Genomic DNA, 23,988 nt, shown 5'->3' on the forward strand with positions numbered 1-23,988 from the left:
CGCCCGGCCCGGCTGTGCACGGCGCGCGCCGCGACCGACCTCGTCGCCGCCGCCCGCACCATCGCCCGCCACCGGCGCTTCCTGCGCCGGCTCGGCGTCGCGCCGTTCTGAAGGGGCAACCGATGCACCGGGACATCGCCATCGGCGGCGTGATGATCTCGCCCTTCGTGGCCTACGCGCTGGGCGCCTTCGCGATCCTCGTGGTCCTGCGGCGGCTGTTCAGCCGGATCCGGCTCGGCCGCTACCTCGCCAACCCGCCGCTCGCGGAGGCCGGGCTCTATGTCTGCCTCCTCGCCCTCCTGATCGCGACGCTGTGATGGCCGACGCGGACGATCCCCACGCCCCGAACGAGGCGACGGAGCAGGCCTCGAACCCGGCGCCCCACCGCCTCGGCCGCCGCGCGCGGCGGGCCCTGCGCCTCGCCGCGACCGCCCTGGTCCTGCTCGTCGCGCTGGCGGCGGCGGCCACGGTCTGGCGCTTCTACGTCGCCGCGCCCTGGACCCGCGACGGGCGTGTGCGCGTGCAGGTGGCGGGCGTCGCGCCCCAGGTCTCCGGCCAGATCGTGGACCTCAAGATCGCGGACAACCAGACGGTCAAGCGGGGCGACATCCTCTACGTCATCGAGGCGTTCGACTTCGAGGTGGCGGTGACCCAGGCCGAGGCCGAGGTGAAGAACCGCGAGGCCGACCTGCAGGTGAAGCAGGCCCAGTCGGTGCGGCGGCAGGAGCTCTCCACCGTCTCGACCTCGGTGGAGGAGAAGCAGCAATTCGCCGGCACCGCCAAGATCGCCGAGGCGGCGCTGGAGACGGCCAAGGCCCAGCTCGCCCAGGCCCGGGTCAACCTGCAGCGCACCACGGTGCGCGCGCCGGTGAACGGGCGCGTCACCAACCTGCTCCTGCGCGTCGGGGACTACGCCAGCCAGGGCAGCGTCAACGTCCGGGTGATCGACACCGATTCCTTCTGGATCGACGGCTATTTCGAGGAGACCAAGATGGCCGCGATCCGGGTGGGCGACCCGGCCGAGATGGCCCTGATGGGCTACGACGCGCCCCTGCGCGGCACGGTGGAGAGCATCACCCTCGGCATCGCGACCGCGAATGCCGCGCCGAGCACGCAGGGGCTGCCCAATGTCGACCCGGTCTATACCTGGGTGCGCCTCGCCCAGCGCGTGCCCGTGCGCATCCGCATCGACCACGTGCCGGACGGCGTGCCGCTGGTGGCCGGCATGACCGCCACCGTGGTGGTGAACCGGGGCACCACGGCGGGTCCGGGCTGGTTCGCGGACCTGCGCCGCAGCGTCACCGGCGCGCCCTGAGCGGATCCAGGCGCTATTCCGCGCTGCAACCTGAGCGGGTGTAAATTTAGGAATGCAATCGTCCGCGCGGCGGCCAAGCTCTCGAATTTCGAATACTCCGCCAGGGGGCGCATTTTTCGGGTTGACGGCAAAACAATACGGACGCAGTCTCTCTGCGTGCTTCGCGAAGGGAGGCACAAACGGCCCAGAGGCAGCGTGCGGAGCGCGATAATCTGGCACGATGACTTATGGTCGAAGCTGAGGAGACAGGCATGACTCCACCCCAGCAGCACGCCGTAACGACCACTTCCGGAACAGCCCGGCCGGAAGCCTAGCGGCACTTCACGCGGACAACCCGACGGAGACGACTCCAGGGGCGCAGAAGCGGCCTGAACGGCGCGACTTCGAACACGCGAAATGCCCCACCTCAAGCCGTCTCCGGCGCGGTTCTTTGGCCGCCACGCGCGGCGCCCATACCCTCGGACGGTCCAGCCCGCCGACGGCCTCGGGAGAGGTCGCGCGCGGGATGAACCCATGTCTGCTTCCCTCACAGCGCGACGATTCATCCCGCGCCCGGATCCCGATTCCGGGGCGCGTGGCAGCGCGTGTCCGGGGGGCGGGTTTGCGCACCGCGATATGAAGTCCACTTTTATATCGTGCACGAGGTAATCACGAAAAATTTGGGAGGATCCGGCAATTTAGTGCTTGAAGCGCATCCCGGAATGGCCGATATCTGCGCGGCGCCCGAAAACAGGTGCGCCATCAACGTCTTAGGGTTCCCTTATGGTTACCCGGACGGGGATGACCCGAAGTCTAGGAGAAACACCATGAAGTGGGCTGCCCCGGTCGTGTCCGAGATCTGCGTCGGCATGGAAGTCACCTCGTACGAGTCCGCCGAGATCGACACCTTCAACTGAGGTGTTGCGCCGAGCCGGGGGTTGCAGGCTGCCAGGGGCGAACCCATGCGCGTCGTGATCCTCGGTTCGGCTGCCGGCGGCGGCCTTCCCCAGTGGAATTGCCGCTGCCCCATCTGCGAGACCGCCCGGCGCGAGCCGGGCCGCGTCCGGCCCCGCACCCAGTCGAGCATCGCCGTCTCCGCGAACGGGGCGGACTGGCTCCTGGTGAACGCCTCGCCGGATATCCGCCAGCAGCTCTTCGACACGCCCGCCCTGCACCCGCGCGAGGGCCTGCGCCACTCGCCGATCAAGGCCGTGCTGCTCACCAACGGCGACGTGGACCACGTCGCCGGCCTGCTGACCCTGCGCGAGGGCCAGCCCTTCACCCTCTACGGGACCAGCGGCATCCTCGATTCGGTCAACGCCAACCGCGTCTTCGACGTGATGGCCGCCGACGTGGTGGCGCGCGAGCCCATCGCTCTGGAGCGCCGCTTCGAGCCGCTGCCCGGCCTCGCCGTCACCCTGTTCCCCGTGCCCGGCAAGGTGCCGCTCTGGCTCGAGGACGAGACGATGCAGATCGGCGCCGAGACCGAGACCACGGTCGGCGCGATGATCGAGGCCGGCGGGCGCCGCCTCGCCTACGTGCCGGGCTGCGCGCAGGTCACCGACAAGCTGAAGGGGCAGCTCGCGGGCGCCGACGCGCTGCTCTTCGACGGCACGGTCTATTACGACGACGACATGATCCGCGCCGGCGTCGGGGTGAAGACCGGCTGGCGCATGGGCCACGTGCCGATGCGCGGCGAGAACGGCTCGGTGGACGCCCTCCGCGACGTGGCCGTCGGCCGCCGGGTCTTCGTCCACATCAACAACACCAACCCGGTCCTGATCGAGGATTCGCCCGAGCGCGCCGAGATCGAGGCGGCGGGCTGGACCGTCGGCCATGACGGGCTGGCGCTGAGCCTCTAGGGCGCGGGGCCATGCGCTGGATCAAGGATACGAGACCGGCCGCCGGCCTATCGTGATCCGGCACCGGTGCGGGAGCCGGCCTGCGGCCCTGGGCCCGGGTGGCATTCGGCCCGGGGCGAACCTATCTCAGTCGGATCCGCTGGCCGTGCCCGGCACGCGTTCCGGCCAAGACCGACCCGACACAACGCGAACCGGACAACGGACGCACGGAAACGCCATGAACGCAGCCTTCCCCACGCCCGGAACCGATGCCAGCCAGCGCCTTCTGAGCCCGGAGGAGCTGGAGGCGGCGCTCCGCGACATCGGCGCCCGCCGCTACCACAACCTGCACCCGTTCCACCGCCTCCTGCACGACGGCAAGCTGAGCAAGGACCAGGTCCGCGCCTGGGCGCTCAACCGCTACTATTACCAGGCCATGATCCCGGTGAAGGACGCGGCGCTGCTCGCCCGCCTGCCGGATGCGGCGCTCCGCCGGATCTGGCGCCAGCGCATCGTCGACCATGACGGCGATCACGAGGGCGACGGCGGCATCGAGCGCTGGCTGAAGCTCGCCGAGGGGGTCGGCTTCGCGCGCGACTACGTGCTCTCGACCAAGGGCATCCTGTCGGCGACACGCTTCTCGGTGGATGCCTACGTGCATTTCGTCTCGGAGCGCAGCCTGCTCGAGGCGATCGCCTCCTCGCTGACCGAGATGTTCTCGCCGACCATCATCTCCGAGCGCGTCGCCGGGATGCTGAAGAACTACGACTTCATCACCAAGGAGACGCTGGCCTATTTCGACAAGCGCCTGACCCAGGCCCCGCGCGACGCCGATTTCGCCCTCGACTACGTCAAGCGCCACGCCACCACGCCGGAGTTGCAGCGGGCGGCGATGGACGCCCTGACCTTCAAGTGCACCGTGCTGTGGACTCAGCTCGACGCGCTGTATTTCGCCTATGTCGCCCCCGGCATGATCCCGCCGGACGCGTGGCAGCCGGGCGAGGGCCTGGTGGCCGAGCCGGCCGCGCCGACGACCGGGCCTGCCGGCGCGCTCCAGGCGAGCGACGTGCCGCGCCTGCCCCGGGGCGTGCGCATGCGCTTCGACCAGGCCCGCGACAAGCACGTGCTGCTCGCCCCCGAGCGCACCTTCGACCTCGACGACAATGCGGTGGCGGTGCTCTCGCTGGTCGATGGCGCCCGCAGCGTCGCGCAGATCGCGCAGGCGCTCGCCGAGACCTACGCGGCCGACGCCGCGGTGATCGAGGCCGATATCCTGGTGATGCTCACCGATCTCGCACAGAAGAGGGTCCTGGAGCGATGAACGCCGTCACGCCGCAGCGGACGGCCGCCCCGGCCCCCGTCGGGCTGCTGGCGGAACTGACGCACCGCTGCCCCCTGCGCTGCCCCTACTGCTCGAACCCGCTGGAACTCGACCGGCGCTCGAAGGAACTCGACACGGCGACCTGGCAACGGGTCCTGACCGAGGCCGCCGAACTCGGCGTGCTGCACGTCCACCTCTCGGGCGGCGAGCCGACCGCGCGCCAGGACATCGTCGAGATCACGGAGACCTGCGCCAAGCTCGGGCTCTACTCGAACCTGATCACCTCCGGCGTCGGCGGCGCGCTCGACAAGCTCCAGGCGCTCTACGATGTCGGGCTCGACCACGTGCAGCTCTCGGTGCAGGGGGTCGACGCGCAGAACGCCGAGAAGATCGGCGGCCTGAAGAACGCCCAGCCGCAGAAGATGGCCTTCGCCGAGAAGGTGGTCGCGCTCGGCCTGCCCCTGACCCTGAACTCGGTGATCCACCGCGGCAACATCCACGAGGTCGAGGGCTTCATCGACCTCGCCGTGACGATGGGCGCCAAGCGGCTGGAGGTGGCCCATACGCAGTATTACGGCTGGGCCTACGTCAACCGCGCCGCCCTGATGCCGAACAAGGCCGAGGTCGACCGCTCGATCCGCATCGTGGAGGCCGCGCGCGAGCGCCTGAAGGGTCAGCTCGTCATCGACCTCGTGGTGCCCGACTACTACGCCAAGTATCCGAAGGCCTGCGCCGGCGGCTGGGGCCGCAAGCTGATGAACGTCACGCCCCAGGGCAAGGTGCTGCCCTGCCACGCGGCCGAGACGATCCCGAACCTGGAATTCTGGTACGTCACCGAGCATTCGCTGAGCGACATCTGGACGAACGCGCCGGCCTTCACCGCCTATCGCGGCACCGACTGGATGCAGGAGCCCTGCCGCTCCTGCGACCGGCGCGAGAAGGATTGGGGCGGCTGCCGCTGCCAGGCGCTGGCGCTGGCGGGCGACGCGGCGGCCACCGACCCGGCCTGTTCGCTCTCCCCGCTCCATGCCAAGGTGCGCGCGCTCGCCGCCGAGGAGGCGGCCGAGAACCCGCCCGACTACGTCTACCGGACGATCGGCAGCAACGTCCGGTCGCCGCTCAAGGAGGAAATCCCGCTGTGAAGTTTCTTGTGACGACGGCCCTCGCGCTCGGTCTCGTCGCGGTGCCGGTGCTCGGGATGGCCCAGGACGCGCCCGCCCCCACGAAGGTGAACGCCGCCGCGCCGAACGCCTCGGACCTGCTGTTCGAGGCGCCGCAGATGAAGAACGTGACGCCGGGCTCGACCATCACCTACGATTATCTGCGCCGCTCGGGGATCGCCAAGGGCCCCTACGGGCCGCCGATGACCGACACCATCGTGTTCACCGTGGACGCGGCCAAGGTGCCGGATGCGCGCAACATCCGCGTCACCATGTTCTCCGGCTTCAACCGCGTGCCCGCCGGCCCCTTCGAGGACATGCCGGGCAACCCCGTGATCTCGCTCTTCCTCGAGAACCATCTGCGCGGCCTCGCCAAGCTGCTCGAGGCGAACCCGCGCTACCTGAAGAACGCCATCCGCAAGGGCCTGCGCGACAAGGCCGTGGTGACGCCGATCAAGGTGACCTTCCAGGGCCGCGAGGTCGATGGCTGGCGCGTCGAGACCAAGCCCTTCGAGGGCGACGCCATGACCGAGCGCATGCGCGGCATGGCCAACATGACCTACACCTTCGTCACCGCGCCGGACGTGCCCGGCGAGATCGTCTCGATCGAGGCGCAGTCCAAGACGCCGGACGGCGGCGAACTCCTGGAGGAGAAGCTGAGCTATGAGCAGAAGGCGGGTTGAGGCGGCGGCGCTCGCCGCCCTGGCGCTGGCGGGGCTGACGTTCGGAGCCCGGGCCGCCGAGGAGAACGACTACCCGACCGACGCGCGCGTGGACTACGTCTTCGCCTGCATGGCGGCCAACGGCCAGACTCGCGAGAACATGCAGAAATGCGCGTGCTCGCTCGATCAGCTCGCCGCGATCCTGCCTTACGACAAATACGTCCAGGCGAGCACGATCCTGTCCATGCGCCAGGGCATCGGCCAGCGCTCGAACGAGTTCCGACAGACCAAGATCTTCGACGACAAGGTCGCGGATTTGCGCCGCGCCCAGGCCGAGGCGGAGATCCGCTGCTACCGGGGCTGACTTGGCACTTCGCTGACTTGGCACTTCGCGGCCGGCCCTCCCATTCGCTGACCTCATCCTGAGGCGGCGATGCGTCAGCATCGCCCTCGAAGGATGAGGCGGAGGATGAGATGCGCGACGCAGACAGGCTCCGGATCCGTGCCGGCTGTCTCTGCCGCTTCCGCACCCAGAACCGCCGAGCGGGGGCTGTTGCGCGGGCTAACGGATTCGGCCAAACCCGAGCCGTCGACAGCCAGAGATCTCCCGCGCGTGAGCCCGTCTCCGTCCTCCCTCGCCCGCCTGCTGCCCGATCTCGGGCGGCGCACGCTGGTGATGGGCATCCTCAACGTCACCCCCGATTCCTTCTCGGATGGCGGCCTGTTCCGGGGCGAGGCGGAGGCCCGCGCCCAGGCCGGGACGCTGGTGGCCGAGGGCGCCGCGATCCTCGACATCGGCGGGGAATCGACGCGGCCCGGGCACACGCCCGTGCCGGCCGAGGAGGAGCAGGCCCGCGTCCTGCCCGTCATCCGGGCGCTGGCGCCCCAGCTCGCGGTGCCGATCTCGATCGACACCTACAAGGCCTCGACCGCGAAGGTCGCGCTGGAGGCGGGCGCGCGCATCGTCAACGATGTCTGGGGTCTGCAGCGCGAGCCCGACATCGCCCGGGTCGCCGCGGCGCACGGGGCGCCGGTGATCGTCATGCACAACCGCGAGACGATCGACCCGGCGATCGACATCGTCGCGGACATGCTGCGCTTCTTCGAACGCTCCCTCGCCATCGCCCGCGCCGCCGGCATCCCGGATGCCGACATCGTGCTCGATCCGGGCGTCGGCTTCGGCAAGAGCTGGGAGCAGCATCTCGACGCGCTCCGCCGCATCCCCGAGATCAAGGCCCTCGGCTTCCCGCTGCTCGTCGGCGTCTCGCGCAAATCCCTGCTCGGGCGCCTGCACGACCGCGAGACCAAGCCCGCCGACCGGCTCTACGGCTCGCTTTCGGCCCACGCGCTCGCCGCGACGCTCGGCGCCGATATCGTGCGCGTCCACGACGTCGGCGCCCATGTGGACGCCATGCGCGTGGTCGATGCGGTGATGCGGCCGGAGACGCGCGCGTGAGCGACCATATCCGCGTCCACCGCATCGCGGTCTTCGCCCGGCACGGCCTGCTGGAGGAGGAGGCGCGGCTCGGCCAGCGCTTCTACATCTCGCTGGACGCCGTGCTCGACCTCGCCGCGGCCGGCCGCGCCGACGACGTCGCCGAGACGGTGAGCTATGCCGACCTCACCGAGATCGCGGTCGGCATCGCCACGGAGCGCCGCTTCAAGCTGATCGAGGCGCTGGCCGAGGCGATCGCCGCCGAGATCCTGGCGCGGTTCGCACGCATCCGCACGATCACGGTCGCGGTGGACAAGCCGAGCGCGCCGGTCCCCGCCATCCTCGACGGTGTCACCGTCGCGATCACCCGGGGACGCGCGTGACCCAGGCCTATCTCGGGCTCGGCAGCAATATCGGCGACAAGGCCGCGATGCTCGACGCGGCGGTGGCGGGGCTCGGCGCCCGGCCCGGAATCCGCATCACGGCGCGCTCGCGCAACTATCGCACGCCGCCCTGGGGCGACACCGACCAGGACTGGTTCCTGAACGGGGCGCTCGCCGTCGAGACCGACCTCGACCCGCACGGGCTCCTCGACGCCTGCCTCGCCGTCGAGACCGATCTCGGCCGGGTGCGCGAGCGCCGCTGGGGCCCGCGCGTCATCGACATCGACGTGCTGTCCTATGCGGGCGCGACGGTGGAGGACGAGCGCCTGATCCTGCCGCACCGCTTCGTGCGCCAGCGCGCCTTCGTGCTGGTGCCGCTCGCCGAGATCGCCCCGGACCTCGCGATCGGCGGCGAGACGGTGACCGCAGCGCTGGCCAAGCTCGACGCCGGCGGCATCGAGCCGGTGTAACGGGGATCCCGAAGGGACTCAGCCCCTTCGGTGGGGTGTCGGGGCGAAGCCCTGACGGGACGTGCCCGGGCTTTGCCCTGGACCCGCCGAAGGCCCGAGGCCTTTGGAAACCCGGAATCAGTTCTGGAGGAGCTTGTTCTCGGTCTCGTCGAGAAGAGGCACGTCGAAGTCGCGCAGAACCGTCTCGATATCGGCGCGGCGCTTGCGCAGGATCGTGTTGAGCTGGCGCTTCCAGTCCTCCTCGCCGAGGCGCACGCCCATGCCGATGCGGTAGGTCATGGCCGGGCGGTCGGGCTCCTTGAGGAGGGGCACCACGTCCAGCGGCTTGCCGGACTGCTTGGCGAGCCAGCCGGCGGCCGGACCCCAGAGCACGGCGGCGTCGATCGCACCCTCGGCGAGATCCGCGATCACCTCGGCCGAGACCGTCTGGTGCTTGCGGGCCGGATCGAGCTGGTACGGCGCGTAGGCCTTCATCCCCGAGATCAGGCCGAGATCGCCCATCCGGTTGACGGGCGGCGTGCCGGCGATGACGCCGATGCGCTTGCCCTTGAGGCGCTGGTCGTCGAGCCCGGTCACGTCCGTGAACTCGCCCTTCCGGGTCACCAGCGTGTAGGTCGAGCGGTAATAGGGATTTGTGCTCTGGACGAGGTCGCTGCCGAAGGCCGAGCCGATGATGATGTCGCACAGGCCGGTGCCGAGGGTGTTGCGGACGAAGCCCGGCCCCTGCGTCAGCCAGTAATAGCGGACCTTCACCTTCAGTTCGTCGGCGACGATGGCCGCGATCTTGTTCTCGAAGCCGTCCTCCTTCCGCTCGGAGAAGGGCATGTTGCCCGGATCGCCGCACACGCGGAGCGTGTCCGTGGTGACGAGATCGGGGAGGTGCTGCGCGGAGGCGTCACGCGCCCCTGCTGCAAGCAGCAGGAGCGCGCAGGCCGCGGTGACCCGCGTCTTGGTGCCGGGGGTCATCAACCGCCCAGGCACTCCTTCTCGTTCTTCTTCGCCGCCTCCGGCTTGTCTTCCTTGTCGCCCGGACGGACGCGGCCCATGGCGCCGGCGGCGCGGGCCTTCAGGTAGACGTAGAGGTCGTCGGCATAGCACATGACGTTCTTGTTATCGCCGAAGGCCGGCATGACCTTCTGCTCGGAGCTCGAGACGTCCTGCTTGCCGCCGGCCAGGATACCGATGAACTCCTCGTAGGAGAGGTGCTTCAGCGAATCCTTGAGGGCGGGCGCGTAGGTCGAGCCCATGCCGTCCGGGCCGTGGCAGACGTGGCACTCGGCGTGATAGCGGCGGTAGCCGGAATAGGCATACCAGTCGACCTTCTTGCCCTGGTCGGTGACGTGGAAGGTCGGATGGCCCTCGGCATCGAAATACTTGCCGTCCTCGACCTTCACGGCAACGTCCTTCTTGAGGAGCTTCTCGTCGGGCTCCGCAGACTTGTCGTTCGGGTTCAGAGAATTGGCGAGGGCGGGATCGGCAGGCTTGGCATCCTCAGCATGTACGGCAACCAGACCAACGGTTGCTAGGGCGAGGGCAGCCACGAGCGGCCGCGTAACGAAGGTGCTGAGGTGGTGCAACGGACGTTTCTCCCTGGAAGGCTCGTCGAGACCCCCATGGCCTGACCGGCCTTCTTGCAAGTCACTCTAATCATAAGAGTGCCGGCGCGGAAACCCGCGCCGGCACCCTCATTCACCTCTTCAGCTGCGACCGATTAGTTCGGCAGCGTGAAGACGGTCAGCTGACCGCCGAGGTTGGTGTAGTTGGACAGGGCCGCGTAGCCGCCGACCGCGCCGAGACCGGCATTCGGATCGGTGAGGCCGGCCGCGAGGCCGATGCCCGCCCAGCCGCCGACGCCCGACAGGACGCCCACGTACTGCTTGCCCTTGTGGCTGTAGGTCATCACGTTGCCGATGATGCCCGACGGGGTCTTGAACTTGTACAGCTCCTTACCCGTCTTCGAGTCGACCGCCTTCAGGTAACCCTCGAGGGTGCCGTAGAAGACGACGTCGCCAGCGGTGGCCAGAGCGCCCGACCACACCGAGAACTGCTCGGCGTTCGACCACTTGATCTTACCGTTCACGCCGTCCCAGGCGATGAAGTTACCCATGCCGCCGTGCGAGTTCGGGGCGGGGTACATCGACAGGGTCGCGCCGACATAGGGCTGGCCCGGGGTGTAGGACACCTTGAAGGGCTCGTAGTCCATGCAGACGTGGTTGGTGGGAACGTAGAACAGGCTGGTCTTGGGCGAGTAGGCCGCCGGCTGCTGGTCCTTGGTGCCCAGAGCCGCCGGGCAGATGCCCTTCGAGTTCACGTCCTCGCCGTTCTGCTCGGTCGAGTACTTCGACACGACCAGCGGACGGCCGTAGGTCTTCGAACCCTTGTCCATGTCGACCTTGGTGGCCCAGTTCACCACCGGATCGTACTTCTCGGCGACGAGAAGCTCGCCGGTCGCGCGATCGAGGGTGTAGCCGAAGCCGTTACGGTCGAAGTGGGTCAGCAGCGGACGCTCCTTACCATCGACCTTCTGGTCGGTGAGGATCATCTCGTTGATGCCGTCGTAATCCCACTCGTCGTGGGGGGTCATCTGGTAGACCCACTTGGTCATGCCGGTGTCCGGGTTACGCGCCCAGATCGTCATGGACCACTTGTTGTCGCCCGGACGCTGCTTCGGGTTCCAGGTCGAGGGGTTGCCGGAACCGTAGTACATCAGGTCGAGCTTGGGATCGTAGGAGAACCAGCCCCAGGTGCAGCCGCCGCCGGTCTTCCACTGATCGCCTTCCCAGGTCTTCAGCGAGGAGTCCTTGCCGATCGGCTTGCCGAGCGCGGTGGTCTTCTCGGGATCGACGATCAGCTGATCGTCCGGGCCCATCGAGTAGCCGCGCCACACCTTCTTGCCGGACTTCAGGTCGTAGGCGGTGACGTGGCACTGCACGCCGAACTCGCCGCCCGAGATGCCGACGATGACCTTGTCCTTGACCGGCAGAACGGTCGCGGTGTTGGTCTCGCCCTTCTTCGGGTCGCCGTTCACGACCGACCAGTTGACCTTGCCGGTCTTGGCGTCGAGCGACACGACGGTGGTGTCGGCCTGGTGCAGGATGATGGCGCCGTCGGCATAGGCCAGGCCACGGTTGACCGTGTCACAGCACATGACCGGGATCACGGACGGATCCTGCTTCGGCTCGTACTTCCAGATGATCTTCGCCTCGTTGTTCAGGTCGAGGGCGTAGACGATGTTCGGGAAGGGCGTGTGGACGTACATGACGTCGCCGACGACGAGAGGCGAGCCCTCGTGGCCACGCAGAACGCCGGTCGAGAAGGTCCAGGCGACCTGGAGGTTCTTGACGTTCGAGGCGTTGATCTGGTCGAGCTTGGAATAGCGGGTGTTGGCGTAATCGACCGTCTGGAGCACCTGCTCCGCCGGGTTGGCGATGCCCTTCATGACGCTGTCATTGGCGAAGGCCGGCGCGGCGATGGCCGCGACGCCTGCGCCGAGGGCGAGGAGATGAACCGCTCTCATGGATTCCTCCGACAAGTCTTTGAGGTCTTAGGCCACGGGTGTTCAGTCCGCGGCTGCGGGACCCGACCTGCTGTTTGCGACAGGGATTTGGTACGCCTCGGTAGCGGGTCGCTTGACGGTGCCGAACGAGCACCGAACCAGAGCCGACCATCCCTCGGGCCGGCTCCTCGAAACCGAGGCTTGAGGGAACTCTAAGAGAAATTTGAGCGCCGTCAATCCGCCCAGGAGCGGTGAAACGCGCCAGAAAGGCGCATATCCCGGATGCTCAGCAATGTTGCTTTGCACAATTCAACGCTGCGACGCACATCAACAAGGTGAAAAGCGGTATCTCGGCACCGGTCTGTCCACATGATCCATGCGGAATGCGCAGCTTCGAGCGTTTCTTAGCCGGTGCGCATGCACCTTGCGCACAACCAAGGCGGCTTTCAGCGGGAATGACTTTGTCATTCCCGCGTAGCGTTGGACGCAGTGCAAAACGGGGATGGTTCGAAGGGCGGTCCGCAGCGGCCGCGACAATTGCGCAATTATCCCGGATGTGCGCCCTCACGCCGCAGCCGGCTCTGCCGGCCTCAGGTCGAACGGGTGCTCGCAGGGGGTGGTGGGCCGCAGGCCGGCCCGGGTTTCCTGCGGACGCAACCGCACGCTCTGAGGGAATCAGAGAAGGCCGACGCTTCCGGTGCTCTCGAACTCGGCCATGTCGCCGACGAGATCCGTCACCGCGATGTCGAGGCGCCGGCCGTTCCTGAGGCGGAGCTGGGAATCCGGCTCCAGCCAGATCGGCCGCAGGCCGGCATGGCTGCCGCGCAGGGTGCCGTAGGCGATCAGTGCCTCGGCACGGCGTTCGATCACGAGGCGGTAGCGCACACGGGCGGGCTGGCAGCCCTCGGCCGTGACGATCCCGAGACCCGTCAGCGTCTTCAGGACTTCATTGGGTTCGGCCATCGGACGCGACGCGGTGCGGACAGGACAAAACGGCAAGGACATTGCCATTTAATCCCGGCCTGCCCCGCTGTCACGCCGGCTCGCCCGCGAGGGCGACGACAAATCCGGCCGGATGCAGCCCGTCCTGCCGGAGCGGCCCGCGCCTCAGACGAGGTCGCGCACCACGATGCGCCCGCCCTCCGCCGAGAGGGCGAGGCGGCCGTGCTTCAGCGCCAGCGCCTTCTCGCCGAACAGGGACCGGCGCCAGCCATGCAGCACGGCCACGTCCGCCGCGTCGTCCTCGGCCACCGCCTCCAGATCGTCCACGGTGGCGATGATCTTCGGTGCGACGCCCTCGGTCTCGCACACCGCCTTCAGCAGCACCTTGAGCAATTCGACCAGGGCGCCGTTGCCGCCGCTGCGGCCGCGGACGCGCTCGGGCATGCTGATCGCGGCGAGGTCGCGCGCGAAGCCCCGCTCCACCGCGGCGAGGATGTCGGCGCCGGTGCGCGAGCGCTCGAAACCCGCCGGGATGGTGCGCAGGCGGCCGAGGGCCTCGACGCTGCGGGGGGCGCTCGTCGCCACGTCGATCACCGCCTCGTCCTTCAGGATGCGCCCGCGCGGCACGTTCCGGCTCTGCGCCTCGCGCTCGCGCCAGGCGGCGACCTCGGCCAGCACCGCGATCTCGCGGGGCTTGCGCATCCGCCCGGAGAGCCGGCGCCAGGCGAGCTCCGGATCGGCCCGGTAGGTCTCGGGAGAGGTGAGCACAGCCATCTCCTCGTCGAGCCAGGCGCCGCGGTCGGTGCGCAGAAGCTCGCCCGCCAGCACCTCGTAGATCTTCACGAGATGCGTCACGTCGGACAGCGCATAGGCGAGCTGCGCCTCGGAGAGCGGCCGGCGCGACCAATCGGTGAAGCGCGAGGACTTGTCGATCTTGGCCTTGGCGAGGTCGTTGACGAGCTGCTCGTAGGAGACGGAATCGCCGTAGCCGCAGACCATCGCGGCGACCTGCGTATCGAAGAAGGGCTGCGGCAGGAGGCTGCCCATCAGCCAGATGATCTCCAGATCCTGCCGGGCGGAGTGGAACACCTTCACCACGCCCTCGTCGGCCATCAGGTCGAGGAAGGGCCGGAGGTCGATGTCCTTGGCCAAGGGGTCGACCAGCACCGCCGTCCCGTCCGGGCCCGCCATCTGGATGAGGCAGAGCTTCGGATAATAGGTGGTCTCGCGCATGAACTCCGTGTCGACGGTCACGAAGGGCTGCGTGGCCAGCTTTGCGCAGGCGTCGCGCAGTGCCGGGGTCGTGCTGATCAGATCCATCACTCGGCTATACCGGAGGTTTCCCGGCTTGGGGAGCGGCGGCCCGCGCCCTCCCCAGCGAAGCCGAGGGGTTTCCAGTCCTTAATCAGGCGACCTCGGCCAGCGCCGCGCGGCGGCGGGCCCGGGCGGTCCGGCGGATGCGCGCCGCATCCGCGCGGCGCTGCGCCTCGGCACGGGCCATCAGCCAGTCGAGGATGCCGCCCTCCAGCCGCTCGCCGGTCGCGGCGTCGGTGAGGCGGCGGATGCGGTCGGTCCGGAAGCCGCGATAGCCGCCGCGACCGGGATCGATGCCGCCGAGCAGGGTGCGGCCAGGGCCGAGCTTCAGCTCGCGCGCCTCGACGGTGCGGCGGCTCCAGACCCCCTGGCCGTCCTCGTAGACGAGGTCGAACCGGCCGGAGAGGGGCCTCAGGCTCCAGCCGGGGGCAGGGGCCGGGGCCGGGGCGGAGGCCTCGCCGAGGGGCTCGGACCGCACCCCGTGGAAGCGGGAAAAGGCATGCGCGTTCATGGAGATCATATGGGGATCCGACCCCGATTCCGGTAGGCGCGCGAGGGATTTGCGCGCCCCGTCTGCGCTGGGGACCGGCCGGTCCGCAACGCTGCCTGACAGGGACCGGTCGGGCCTCTTCGCCGGGGCCGAGACCGACCGCGCGCTTGAGCCGCGCGCTTGACTTGGGGGGCCTCCCGTGAATGGTGCCCGGCTCGTTCCCGAGAGCCTGCCCGAAGAGCCTGCCGTGCACCGTTACCGTTCCCACACCTGCGGCGCGCTCCGCCCGTCCGATGTCGGCGGGACCACCCGCCTCTCCGGCTGGTGCCACCGCATCCGCGACCATGGCGGCGTGCTGTTCATCGACCTGCGCGACCATTACGGCCTGACGCAGTGCGTGGTGGATTCCGATTCCAAGGCCTTCAAGGCGGCCGAGGGCGTGCGCTCCGAATGGGTGATCCGCATCGACGGGCGCGTGCGCCAGCGCCCGGCCGGGACCGAGAACCCCGAGCTGCCGACCGGCGCGATCGAGGTCTATATCGACGATCTGGAGGTGCTGGGCGCGGCAGCCGAATTGCCGATGCCGGTCTTCGGCGACGTCGAGTATCCGGAGGAGACGCGGCTGCGCTACCGCTTCCTCGACCTCCGCCGCGAGAAGCTCCACGCCAACATCATGAAGCGCGGCGCGATCATCGACGCGCTCCGCCGCCGCATGCGGGACGGCGGCTTCTTTGAGTTCCAGACGCCCATCCTGACGGCGTCCTCTCCGGAAGGCGCGCGCGACTTCCTGGTGCCGTCGCGCCTGCATCCCGGCAAGTTCTACGCGCTGCCGCAGGCGCCGCAGCAGTTCAAGCAGCTCACGATGATCGCGGGCTTCGACCGCTACTTCCAGATCGCGCCCTGCTTCCGCGACGAGGATGCGCGGGCGGACCGCTCGCCGGGCGAGTTCTACCAGCTCGACATCGAGATGAGCTTCGTCACCCAGGAGGACGTGTTCCAGTCGGTGGAGCCGGTCCTGCGTGGCGTGTTCGAGGACTTCGCCGAGGGCAAGCGCGTGACGCCGGTCTTCCCGCGCATCACCTATGCCGACGCGATGCTGAAATACGGCGTCGACAAGCCGGACCTGCGCAACCCCCTGATCATCGCCGACGTGACGGACGAGTTCGCCGAGGAGGCGGTCGAGTTCAAGGCGTTCAAGGGCGTGATCAAGTCGGGCGGCGTGGTCCGCGCCATCCCCGCCACGGGCGCCGGCGCCCAGCCCCGCTCCTTCTTCGACAAGCTGAACGACTGGGCCCGCTCGGAGGGCGCCCCCGGCCTCGGCTACATCGTGTTCGAGGAGGAGGGCGGCCAGCTCACGGGCCGCGGCCCCATCGCCAAGTTCATCCCGGCCGAGATCCAGGCGCGGATCGCGCAGAAGGCCGGCGCCAAGGCGGGCGACGCGGTGTTCTTCGCCGCCGGCCCCGAGGCCAAGGCGGCCGCGCTCGCCGGCAAGGCCCGCATCCGCATCGGCGACGACCTCGGCCTGTCGGACAAGGACCAGTACGCCTTCTGCTGGATCACCGACTTCCCGATGTTCGAGTGGAACGAGGACGAGAAGAAGATCGACTTCTCCCACAACCCGTTCTCGATGCCGAACTTCGACCACGAGGCCTTCCTGAACCTCGGCGAAGCGGATGCGGAGACGATCCTCGGCATCAAGGCCTTCCAGTACGACATCGTCTGCAACGGCATCGAGCTGTCCTCCGGTGCCATCCGGAACCACAAGCCGGAGATCATGGAGAAGGCCTTCGGGCTGGCCGGCTACGGGAAGGATGTGCTCGAGGCGAAGTTCGGCGGCATGCTCTCGGCGCTGCGCCTCGGCGCCCCGCCGCACGGCGGCATCGCGCCGGGCGTCGACCGCATCGTGATGCTGCTCTGCAACGAGCCGAACATCCGCGAGGTGGTGCTGTTCCCGATGAACCAGCGCGCCGAGGATCTGATGATGAGCGCCCCCTCCGAGGCGACGCCCAAGCAGCTGCGCGAGCTGCATATCCGCCTGAACCTGCCCGAGAAGAAGGCTTAGGGCGCAACCCTCCTCCCTCTGCGGGGGAGGGTGCTGCACGCAAGGGAGGCGGGAGAGGGGAACCCGCTTCCGGCACAGGCTCGGCGTCGATGCCGGGCGCCCTCCGGCGGCGGCGCCTCCTCTCCCGACCCTGCCTGACGGCAGGGCCACCCTCCCCCCGCAGAGGGGGGAGGGAGACGCGGGAACCCTCAGTGCCAGACCTCGTCGCGATCATCGTCGCCCATGACAGCGCCCACGCGCTGCCGGACTGCCTCGCCGCCCTGGCGCGCGAGGGCGTGCCGGCCCTCGTCGTCGACAATGCGAGCCGCGACGGCTCGGCGGAGCTGGCGGAGCGGCTCGGCGCCCGCGTCCTGCGCAACCCCCGCAACGAGGGCTATGGCCGGGCCAACAATCTCGGCGTGCGGGCGGCCGAGGATGCCGGCCATGTCCTCCTCCTCAACCCGGACCTGATCCTGCAACCGGGCGCCGCCTCGGCCCTGCGCGCGGCCGTCCGCGCCTATCCCGATGCCGGGCTCTACGCCCCGCGCATCGTCGAGCCGGACGGGCGCTTCTTCTTCCAGGCCCAGTCCTTCCTGAGCCCCTACCTCGCGAACGCCAAGGGCCGCCGCGACCGGCCGGAGGGCGATGCCTGCGCGCCCTTCCTCTCCGGCGCCTGCCTGATGGCGGAGCGGGCCTTCCTGCTCGGCCTCGGCGGCTTCGACGAGGCGATCTTCCTGTTCTACGAGGACGACGACCTCTGCCGCCGCGTCGCCGATGCGGGCCGCGCCCTGGTCCACGTGCACGGGGCGGTGGCCCTGCACGGGCGCGGGCGCTCCTCGGCCCCGGAGCGCGGCCGCGTCTTCCGGGCCCGCTGGCACCTCGCCTGGTCGAAGGCCTACGTCGCCCGCAAATACGGCCTGCCCGACCCGAGCCTCGCCACGCTGCTCACCAACGCGCCCAAGGCTGCGCTCGCCCTCCTCGCCCTCCGCCGTGCCGGCTGGGAGCGCTACGGCGGCTCGGCCGCCGGGGCGCTCGCCGCCCTGCGCGGGCAGGGGGCGCTGGAACGGGAGGGGCTGGACCACCAGCCATGAGCGCGCTGCCGCCCCCCCAGGCCCTCGCCCGCGCGGCGGCGCTGCTTGCCGGGCAGGGCTTCCGCGTGGTCGCCCGGAACGACCGCGGCGACAGCCTCTATCTGGCAGAGGGCGACGGCCCGTATCGGCTGCGCCTCTCGAACCATGCCCGCACGCCGAAGCAGCGGCGCGGTCACCCGGAGGTGCTGGCGAGCCTCGTGATCCGCGCGCCGCGGACCGAGGCGCAGCTCGCCGCCCTGGTCGAGGCGGCTCTGCGCGACTATGCGGGCGGGCTCAGGCGAGTCGCCGCTCAGGCCTCGGAGCCGGGCTCCGCATCGCGGAAATAGGGCTCGACGGGCCCCTTCAGCTTCACCGTCATCGGGTTGCCGGCGCGGTCGAGGGTCTTGCCGGCGGAGAGCCGAACCCAGCCCTCGCTGACGCAGTACTCCTCGACATTGGTCTTCTCGACGCCCTTGAAGCGCACGCCGACGCCGCGCTCCAGCAGCTGCTCGTCGTAATAGGGGCTGTTGGGATTGGCCGCGAGGCGGTCGGGGGGCGTGTCGGACATCGGCGTCGTCTCTATCTCGAAACCGCTGCGGGTAGGCGATTCAGCGTGGCGGCGCAACGGCCCGGAGCGCGGCGACGAGCTCGCCCGTCCGGTCGCTGCAGAGGAGGGGCACGAGGCGCGAGACCATCTCGTGCGGGAGATCCCACCACGCGGTCTCGAGGAGGGCGGCCACCGTCTCGGGGTCGAAGCGGGTGCGCACCACGCGGGCCGGATTGCCGGCAACCACCGCGTAGGGCGGCACGTCGCGGGCCACCACCGCGCGGGCCGCCACCACCGCCCCGTGGCCGACCGTGACCCCGGACAGGATCATGCAGCCGGATCCGAGCCAGACATCGTGCCCGATCGTCACGCCGCCGCGGGAGGCGTGGTAATCCGTCGGCGCCTCGGCGTCGGGGAAATGCGCACGCATCGCCGCGAAGGGATAGGTCGTCGCCCAGTCGAGCCGGTGCCCGCCGCCGAGCAGGATCTCGACCCGGTCGGCGATGGAACAGTAGCGCCCGATCGTCAGGGGCTGCCCGGACTCCGGAAAGCGGACCTTCGGCCGTCCGTAGGAATAGGCGCCGATGGAGAAACCGTAGCGGGAAACCAGTTTCGCGAGGTGGATGCGTGTCTCGTTCTTCGGGTTGCGCCCACTGCGCAGCCGGTGCAACAGGGCCTTCAAGGGGCGTGGCCTGCTGCCGCGCCGCAACGGCTCCAGGGAGCGGGAGAAAGGGTCATGGCCGAGAACATGTCCGAGGACCTCAAGTCCGGGGCGCTCGTCTACCACCGCCTGCCCAAGCCCGGGAAGCTGGAGATCCAGGCGACCAAGCCGCTCGGCAACCAGCGCGACCTCGCGCTCGCCTATTCGCCGGGCGTGGCCGCCGCCTGCATGGCGATCCACGAGGATCCGCAGGAGGCCGCGACCCTCACCATCCGCCAGAACCTCGTCGCCGTGCTCTCGAACGGCACCGCGGTGCTCGGCCTCGGCGATATCGGGCCGCTGGCCTCGAAGCCGGTGATGGAGGGCAAGGCCGTCCTCTTCAAGAAATTCGCCGGCATCGACGTGTTCGACATCGAGGTGAACGAGAAGCAGGTCGACAAGCTCGTCGACGTGGTCTGCGCCCTCGAGCCGACCTTCGGCGGCATCAACCTCGAGGACATCAAGGCCCCCGAGTGCTTCGAGGTCGAGGAGCGCTGCCGGGAGCGGATGAACATCCCGGTCTTCCACGACGACCAGCACGGCACCGCGATCATCGTGGCGGCGGCCGTCCTCAATGGCCTCGAGCTCGCGGGCAAGAAGCTGGAGGACGCCAAGATCGTCACCTCCGGCGCGGGTGCCGCGGCGCTCGCCTGCCTCAACATCCTGGTCTCGCTGGGCGCCCAGGTCGAGAACATCACGGTCACCGACATCAAGGGCGTGGTCTACAAGGGCCGCCCAGAGCTGATGGACCGCTGGAAGGACATCTATGCCAAGGAGACCGCGGCGCGGACGCTGGCCGAGGTGATCCCCGGGGCCGACATCTTCATCGGCCTCTCGGCAGGCGGCGTGCTGAAGCCCGAATACCTGGAAAAGATGGCCGAGAAGCCGCTGATCATGGCGCTCGCCAACCCCTATCCGGAGATCATGCCCGATCTCGCCGAGAAGGCGCGGCCGGACGCGATGATCTGCACCGGGCGCTCGGACTTCCCGAACCAGGTCAACAACGTCCTCTGCTTCCCCTACATCTTCCGCGGCGCGCTCGATGTCGGCGCGAGCAAGATCAACGAGGAGATGAAGAAGGCGGCCGTGAAGGCGATCGCCGCCCTCGCCCGCGAGACGCCCTCGGACGTGGTCGCCCGCGCCTATGGCGGCGAGGCCCGGCCCTTCGGCCCCCGCTCGCTGATCCCGAGCCCGTTCGACCCGCGCCTGATCCTGCGCATCGCCCCCGCCGTCGCCAAGGCGGCGATGGATTCCGGCGTCGCCGGGCGCCCCGTGACCGATATCGACGCCTACGCCGAGTCGCTCGACCGCTTCGTGCACCGCTCCGGCTTCATCATGAAGCCGCTCTTCTCCAAGGCGAAGGAGGCCCCGAAGCGGGTCATCTACGCCGAGGGCGAGGACGAGCGGGTGCTGCGGGCCGTGCAGGCCATCGTCGAGGACGGCGTGGCCAAGCCGATCCTGGTCGGCCGCCCGCGGGTGGTCGAGACCCGGCTCAAGCGCTTCGGCCTGTCGATCCAGGAGGGCCGCGACTTCGAGCTGATCGATCCCGAGGACGATCCGCGCTACCGCAAATACGTCCAGACCTATCTCGACGTCGCCGGCCGGCGCGGCATCACGCCGGAGGCCGCGCGCACGCTGGTGCGCACCAACACCACGGTGATCGGCGCCATCGCCGTGCGCCGGGGCGAGGCCGACGCGCTGATCTGCGGCCTGGAGGGCCGGTTCGAGACGCGCCTGCGCATCATCCGCGACGTGATCGGGCTCAAGCCCGGCCTGACGCAATGCGCCGCGATGAGCCTCATCGTGACGAAGAAGGGCGCCTATTTCCTCGCCGACACCCATGTGCGGCAGGATCCTTCGGCCGAGGAGATCGCCGAGGTGGCGGTCGCCTGCGCCAACCACGTCACCCGCTTCGGCCTGACCCCGAAGATCGCGCTCCTCAGCCATTCCGATTTCGGCCAGTCCGATTCGGCCTCGGCCACGAAGATGCGCACGGCGCTCGGCCTCCTGGAGGAGCGCGCGCCCGACCTGCAGGTCGACGGCGAGATGCAGGCCGATTCGGCCCTCTCCGAGCTGATCCGCGACCGGGTGCTGCCGGGCTCGCGGCTCAAGGGCTCGGCCAACATCCTCGTCTTCCCGAACCTCGACGCGGCCAACATCGCCTTCCAGTTCGCCAAGGTGCTGGCCGACGCGCTGCCGGTGGGCCCGCTCCTGATCGGTCCGGCCAAGCCCGCCCACATCCTCACCCCCTCGGTGACGGCGCGCGGCATCGTGAACGTCACCACCGCGGCGGTGGTGGAGGCGCAGGGCAGCGCCGAGGGCGTCAGCGCGGATGCGGCCGAGGCGGGGCTGGGGCTGATCTCGGAGTAGGGGCTTCTTCTCCCTCCCCCTCTGCGGGGGAGGGTGCCTCGCAGATGCGAGGCGGGAGAGGGGACCTCGCTTCAGACATGGGCTTTGGGCCAGTGTGACGGGCTGAGACCCTTTCGGCGCCGTCGCTCCCCTCTCCCGTCGCCCTTCGGGCGCCACCCTCCCCCGCAGAGGGGGGGAGGGAGAGAGCCGCCTCACAGATTCTTCGGCTGGCTTCCCCGCGCGGCGCAGCGCCAGCGGGCGACGTGCCATTCGGGATGGGTCTCCTGCCAGGTCGCGAGCGCGCTCTGCGAGTTGCGCAGGCAGATGAACGGGCTCGTCGCCTCGTAGGACAGCTCGATCCTGTCCTCCTTGCAGGTGGTCGGCTGCGCGACGAGGCAGATCGAGAGCAGGATGAGCATCGGCGTTCCCCCGGTTCTCATGCCGGCCGTTCCGCGGCCGTTCGCTGCCATATGATGCAGGCGCAGGGACCGCCCAGGGGGTGCACGCTTCGGCGGCCGGCTTCATCCCCTTCGCGAATCTCGTCCTGAGGTGGCCGCGCGTGGCCCTCGACGGAGATCTTCAGGGATCGCGAGCCGGCTGGAGGCCTCCGTCGAGGCCTCCGCTGCGCTCCGGCACCTCCGGGCAAGGCGAGGGCGGGACGATGCGCGTCTCCGCGCCGCTCAGCCGGCCACCCAGAGTTCGCCCTTGCCGATCGTGGCGAGATCGCCCGAATAGCGCCGGGGCGTGCCCGCGGCGAGGTCGGCGTGGCGCGGGCTGACCGCCCGCAGGCTGCGGGCGAGCAGGCGCAGATAGACGAGGTCGAGGGCGCCGGTCTCGACGAAGGTCGGCATCAGGGCGCCGTGGCCGCCGGTGAGCAGCGTGCCGCGGCGCATGCCGTAGCCCGGATGGTCGCCGACGCTGCCGGCCGCGATCGTGCCCGCGATCATGCGCGCCCCCGCGAAGGCCCCGGCCCGCTCCACCACGATCAGGCCGCGGCGCATGGAATCGCCGAGATGGTCGCCGGCGCTGCCGCGGATCACCAGGGTCGCCCCGTCGAGCCCGGCCTTGGCGGCGTGGACGGCCCCGCCGGCATGGTCGCCCGCATCGCCCTCGATCGTGATGGTGCCGCCGGTGGCGCCCGAGCCCGCGAAGGGTCCGGCATTGCCCGTCACCGTGAGGCTGCCGCCGGCCATGCCGGCGCCGAGGCGCTGGCCGACATCGCCCTCGACGCGGATCGATCCTTGCGAGAGCGCGGCGCCGACCCGGTCGAGCCGCTCGTGGCCGCCCGCGATCACCAGCGTGTCCGAGCCGTCGAGCGTGACCGTGAAGCAGTCGCCGAGGGTGAGCCCGCGCCGGCTGGTGCCGACGGGCAGCCGCTCCGCCTCGGCCTGGGAGAGGCCCGACAGGGCGAGCGGGTTGACGTGGAGGAGATCGAGGCGCTCGGGGGGCGCCTCGCGCAAGGTCAGGACGCTCACGCGCTCGCCTCCTTCGCGATCAGGTCGCGCAAGTGGTAGTGGTGGCGGCCGAGATTGCCGCCGTAATTGCCGGCCGTGACCGCGAGCAGCCCGTGCTTGGCGCCGATCTCGGTGGCCGCATGGAGCGCCGCGCGCATCGAGTCCGAGACGCCCTGCGAGGTGAGGGCGTCGATCACGATCTCCAGCACCACATTGCAGTCGGGCGGCAGCTTCGAGCCGGTCCGCCCTTTGAGCGTCGGGCAATAGGCGTCGTTGGTCGACGCCATCATGCCCTTGGTGCGGCCGCCGACCTTCGAGCCCGAGCGCACGATGCCGCCGGGGAAGGGCAGGATCGCGCCGGGCACGGCCTTGGCCGCCTCAACCGCGATCTCGGCCACCTGCAGGGTGTCGGCATGCGTGCGGCCGAGGAAGAGCAGGTTGCCGCCGCCGACCGCGCCGTCCACCGCCTGGACGAAGTCCTCGCAGAGGAACTCGCCGTCCATCACCGGGATGCGCCAGTAGCGGCGCGCCTTGCCCGCAGCGTCGGGCAGGCGCTTGGCGACGGCGAAGCCGTCGCCGAAATAGCGGATCGCGCCGCCGAGCTTGATCTTGGTCGGCCCCTCGACACCGGCGTAGCAGGCGGTGCCGGGGCAGGTGAGGATGCACTGGCCGACGCGCTTGATCAGCTGGTCCTTCAGCCCGTTCGGCTCGAAGCCGAACAGCAGGATGCGCACGCCCGGGCGCCCGTCCGGGGTCTCCTCCGGCGAGAGCTCGGCGTCGATCCCGGCCTCGGCGCCGCAGCCGATCACCGAGGTGGCGAAGCCCGTCATCACGGTGGCGGCGATCATCGCCCAGCGCGCGGTGTCGTTGGTGACGATCAGCGCGGTGCCGGCCACGTCGAAGGCCTCGGCGAAGGTATCCTCGACCGGGATGCCGTTGAGGGTGAGGTGCGTCGTCTCAGTCATGGCTCACACGCCGCATCGGCCCCTCGGATCCGCAAGGCGGCAGATCTCTCATCG

At 69.7% G+C, this 23,988-nt stretch carries 26 protein-coding genes; 15 read left to right on the top strand and 11 right to left on the bottom strand.

Annotated features, from left to right (window positions below; all coding sequences use genetic code 11):
- Positions 1-122 precede the first annotated feature (122 nt).
- The 11 genes from MET9862_RS14040 to folK all read left to right on the top strand — a co-directional run bounded on the left by MET9862_RS14040 (position 123) and on the right by folK (position 8,566).
- The gene (locus tag MET9862_RS14040) at positions 123-317 is read left to right on the top strand and encodes a DUF1656 domain-containing protein (RefSeq protein WP_142583563.1); all 195 of its coding nucleotides are present in this window, start codon (positions 123-125) and stop codon (positions 315-317) included.
- Complete coding sequence (locus tag MET9862_RS14045; RefSeq protein ID WP_142583564.1) at positions 317-1,315, top strand: efflux RND transporter periplasmic adaptor subunit; 999 nt, start codon at positions 317-319, stop codon at positions 1,313-1,315. The genes MET9862_RS14040 and MET9862_RS14045 overlap by 1 nt, the downstream gene beginning before the upstream one ends.
- A gap of 806 nt (positions 1,316-2,121) precedes the next feature.
- On the top strand, positions 2,122-2,211 hold the full coding sequence (gene pqqA, locus MET9862_RS14050; protein WP_007564431.1) for a pyrroloquinoline quinone precursor peptide PqqA: 90 nt from the start codon (positions 2,122-2,124) through the stop codon (positions 2,209-2,211).
- 45 nt (positions 2,212-2,256) lie between these two features.
- Positions 2,257-3,156 (top strand): pyrroloquinoline quinone biosynthesis protein PqqB, encoded by a 900-nt coding sequence (gene pqqB, locus MET9862_RS14055; RefSeq protein ID WP_142583565.1) that lies wholly within the window; start codon positions 2,257-2,259, stop codon positions 3,154-3,156.
- A gap of 217 nt (positions 3,157-3,373) precedes the next feature.
- A complete protein-coding gene (gene pqqC, locus MET9862_RS14060; protein WP_142583566.1) occupies positions 3,374-4,456 on the top strand; it encodes a pyrroloquinoline-quinone synthase PqqC in 1,083 nt (360 codons plus the stop codon).
- Entirely contained in the window at positions 4,453-5,598 is a 1,146-nt protein-coding gene (gene pqqE / locus MET9862_RS14065) for a pyrroloquinoline quinone biosynthesis protein PqqE (RefSeq protein ID WP_142583567.1), read from the top strand. Before pqqC ends, pqqE begins: the two co-directional genes overlap by 4 nt.
- 56 nt (positions 5,599-5,654) lie before the next feature.
- Complete coding sequence (locus tag MET9862_RS14070) at positions 5,655-6,299, top strand: hypothetical protein (protein ID WP_244612717.1); 645 nt, start codon at positions 5,655-5,657, stop codon at positions 6,297-6,299.
- Positions 6,280-6,642 (top strand): hypothetical protein, encoded by a 363-nt coding sequence (locus MET9862_RS14075; protein ID WP_142583569.1) that lies wholly within the window; start codon positions 6,280-6,282, stop codon positions 6,640-6,642. The genes MET9862_RS14070 and MET9862_RS14075 overlap by 20 nt, the downstream gene beginning before the upstream one ends.
- 249 nt (positions 6,643-6,891) lie before the next feature.
- Entirely contained in the window at positions 6,892-7,734 is an 843-nt protein-coding gene (folP, locus tag MET9862_RS14080; protein ID WP_142583570.1) for a dihydropteroate synthase, read from the top strand.
- Positions 7,731-8,096, top strand: coding sequence for a dihydroneopterin aldolase (gene folB, locus MET9862_RS14085; RefSeq protein WP_142583571.1), 366 nt, complete (start codon positions 7,731-7,733; stop codon positions 8,094-8,096). The genes folP and folB overlap by 4 nt, the downstream gene beginning before the upstream one ends.
- Positions 8,093-8,566 (top strand): 2-amino-4-hydroxy-6-hydroxymethyldihydropteridine diphosphokinase, encoded by a 474-nt coding sequence (gene folK / locus MET9862_RS14090; RefSeq protein WP_142583572.1) that lies wholly within the window; start codon positions 8,093-8,095, stop codon positions 8,564-8,566. The genes folB and folK overlap by 4 nt, the downstream gene beginning before the upstream one ends.
- Before the next feature lie 117 nt (positions 8,567-8,683).
- Here the strand turns inward: folK and xoxJ are convergent, their stop codons facing one another.
- The 6 genes from xoxJ to MET9862_RS14120 all read right to left on the bottom strand — a co-directional run bounded on the left by xoxJ (position 8,684) and on the right by MET9862_RS14120 (position 14,829).
- A complete protein-coding gene (gene xoxJ / locus MET9862_RS14095; RefSeq protein WP_142583573.1) occupies positions 8,684-9,532 on the bottom strand; it encodes a rare earth element methanol dehydrogenase accessory protein XoxJ in 849 nt (282 codons plus the stop codon).
- On the bottom strand, positions 9,532-10,143 hold the full coding sequence (locus tag MET9862_RS14100; RefSeq protein WP_142583574.1) for a c-type cytochrome, methanol metabolism-related: 612 nt from the start codon (positions 10,141-10,143) through the stop codon (positions 9,532-9,534). Before MET9862_RS14100 ends, xoxJ begins: the two co-directional genes overlap by 1 nt.
- Positions 10,144-10,277: 134 nt before the next feature.
- Positions 10,278-12,083 (bottom strand): lanthanide-dependent methanol dehydrogenase XoxF1, encoded by a 1,806-nt coding sequence (xoxF1, locus tag MET9862_RS14105; protein ID WP_142583575.1) that lies wholly within the window; start codon positions 12,081-12,083, stop codon positions 10,278-10,280.
- A gap of 654 nt (positions 12,084-12,737) precedes the next feature.
- Entirely contained in the window at positions 12,738-13,025 is a 288-nt protein-coding gene (locus MET9862_RS14110) for a hypothetical protein (protein ID WP_142583576.1), read from the bottom strand.
- Positions 13,026-13,169: 144 nt separating this feature from the next.
- On the bottom strand, positions 13,170-14,324 hold the full coding sequence (gene rnd, locus MET9862_RS14115; protein WP_142583577.1) for a ribonuclease D: 1,155 nt from the start codon (positions 14,322-14,324) through the stop codon (positions 13,170-13,172).
- Positions 14,325-14,409: 85 nt separating this feature from the next.
- Entirely contained in the window at positions 14,410-14,829 is a 420-nt protein-coding gene (locus MET9862_RS14120; protein ID WP_244612719.1) for a hypothetical protein, read from the bottom strand.
- A gap of 226 nt (positions 14,830-15,055) precedes the next feature.
- On the opposite strand from MET9862_RS14120, the gene aspS reads away from it, so the two are divergent.
- The 3 genes from aspS to MET9862_RS14135 all read left to right on the top strand — a co-directional run bounded on the left by aspS (position 15,056) and on the right by MET9862_RS14135 (position 18,266).
- Positions 15,056-16,870: an aspartate--tRNA ligase gene (gene aspS / locus MET9862_RS14125; protein WP_142583578.1), complete on the top strand. Its 1,815-nt coding sequence runs from the start codon at positions 15,056-15,058 to the stop codon at positions 16,868-16,870.
- A gap of 191 nt (positions 16,871-17,061) precedes the next feature.
- Positions 17,062-17,940, top strand: coding sequence for a glycosyltransferase family 2 protein (locus MET9862_RS14130; RefSeq protein WP_244612715.1), 879 nt, complete (start codon positions 17,062-17,064; stop codon positions 17,938-17,940).
- On the top strand, positions 17,937-18,266 hold the full coding sequence (locus tag MET9862_RS14135; RefSeq protein ID WP_142583580.1) for a hypothetical protein: 330 nt from the start codon (positions 17,937-17,939) through the stop codon (positions 18,264-18,266). The genes MET9862_RS14130 and MET9862_RS14135 overlap by 4 nt, the downstream gene beginning before the upstream one ends.
- Here MET9862_RS14135 and MET9862_RS14140 read toward each other — a convergent pair.
- Positions 18,230-18,487, bottom strand: coding sequence for a DUF3297 family protein (locus MET9862_RS14140; RefSeq protein ID WP_142583581.1), 258 nt, complete (start codon positions 18,485-18,487; stop codon positions 18,230-18,232). The two genes, MET9862_RS14135 and MET9862_RS14140, sit on opposite strands and share 37 nt — an antisense overlap.
- A gap of 40 nt (positions 18,488-18,527) precedes the next feature.
- Positions 18,528-19,136, bottom strand: coding sequence for a CatB-related O-acetyltransferase (locus tag MET9862_RS14145; protein ID WP_142583610.1), 609 nt, complete (start codon positions 19,134-19,136; stop codon positions 18,528-18,530).
- 66 nt (positions 19,137-19,202) lie between these two features.
- Between MET9862_RS14145 and MET9862_RS14150 the strand changes: the two genes are divergently transcribed.
- On the top strand, positions 19,203-21,536 hold the full coding sequence (locus MET9862_RS14150) for an NADP-dependent malic enzyme (RefSeq protein ID WP_142583582.1): 2,334 nt from the start codon (positions 19,203-19,205) through the stop codon (positions 21,534-21,536).
- A 191-nt stretch (positions 21,537-21,727) separates the two neighbouring features.
- Here the strand turns inward: MET9862_RS14150 and MET9862_RS14155 are convergent, their stop codons facing one another.
- The 3 genes from MET9862_RS14155 to fhcD all read right to left on the bottom strand — a co-directional run bounded on the left by MET9862_RS14155 (position 21,728) and on the right by fhcD (position 23,934).
- A complete protein-coding gene (locus tag MET9862_RS14155; protein ID WP_142583611.1) occupies positions 21,728-21,934 on the bottom strand; it encodes a hypothetical protein in 207 nt (68 codons plus the stop codon).
- Positions 21,935-22,195: 261 nt separating this feature from the next.
- A complete protein-coding gene (locus tag MET9862_RS14160; protein WP_142583583.1) occupies positions 22,196-22,990 on the bottom strand; it encodes a formylmethanofuran dehydrogenase subunit C in 795 nt (264 codons plus the stop codon).
- Positions 22,987-23,934 carry a formylmethanofuran--tetrahydromethanopterin N-formyltransferase gene (fhcD, locus tag MET9862_RS14165; protein WP_142583584.1) on the bottom strand — a complete coding sequence of 316 codons (948 nt, stop codon included), beginning with the start codon at positions 23,932-23,934 and terminating at the stop codon, positions 22,987-22,989. Before fhcD ends, MET9862_RS14160 begins: the two co-directional genes overlap by 4 nt.
- Positions 23,935-23,988 lie beyond the last annotated feature (54 nt).

The sequence above is a fragment of the Methylobacterium symbioticum genome (assembly GCF_902141845.1).
GTDB lineage: Bacteria > Pseudomonadota > Alphaproteobacteria > Rhizobiales > Beijerinckiaceae > Methylobacterium > Methylobacterium symbioticum.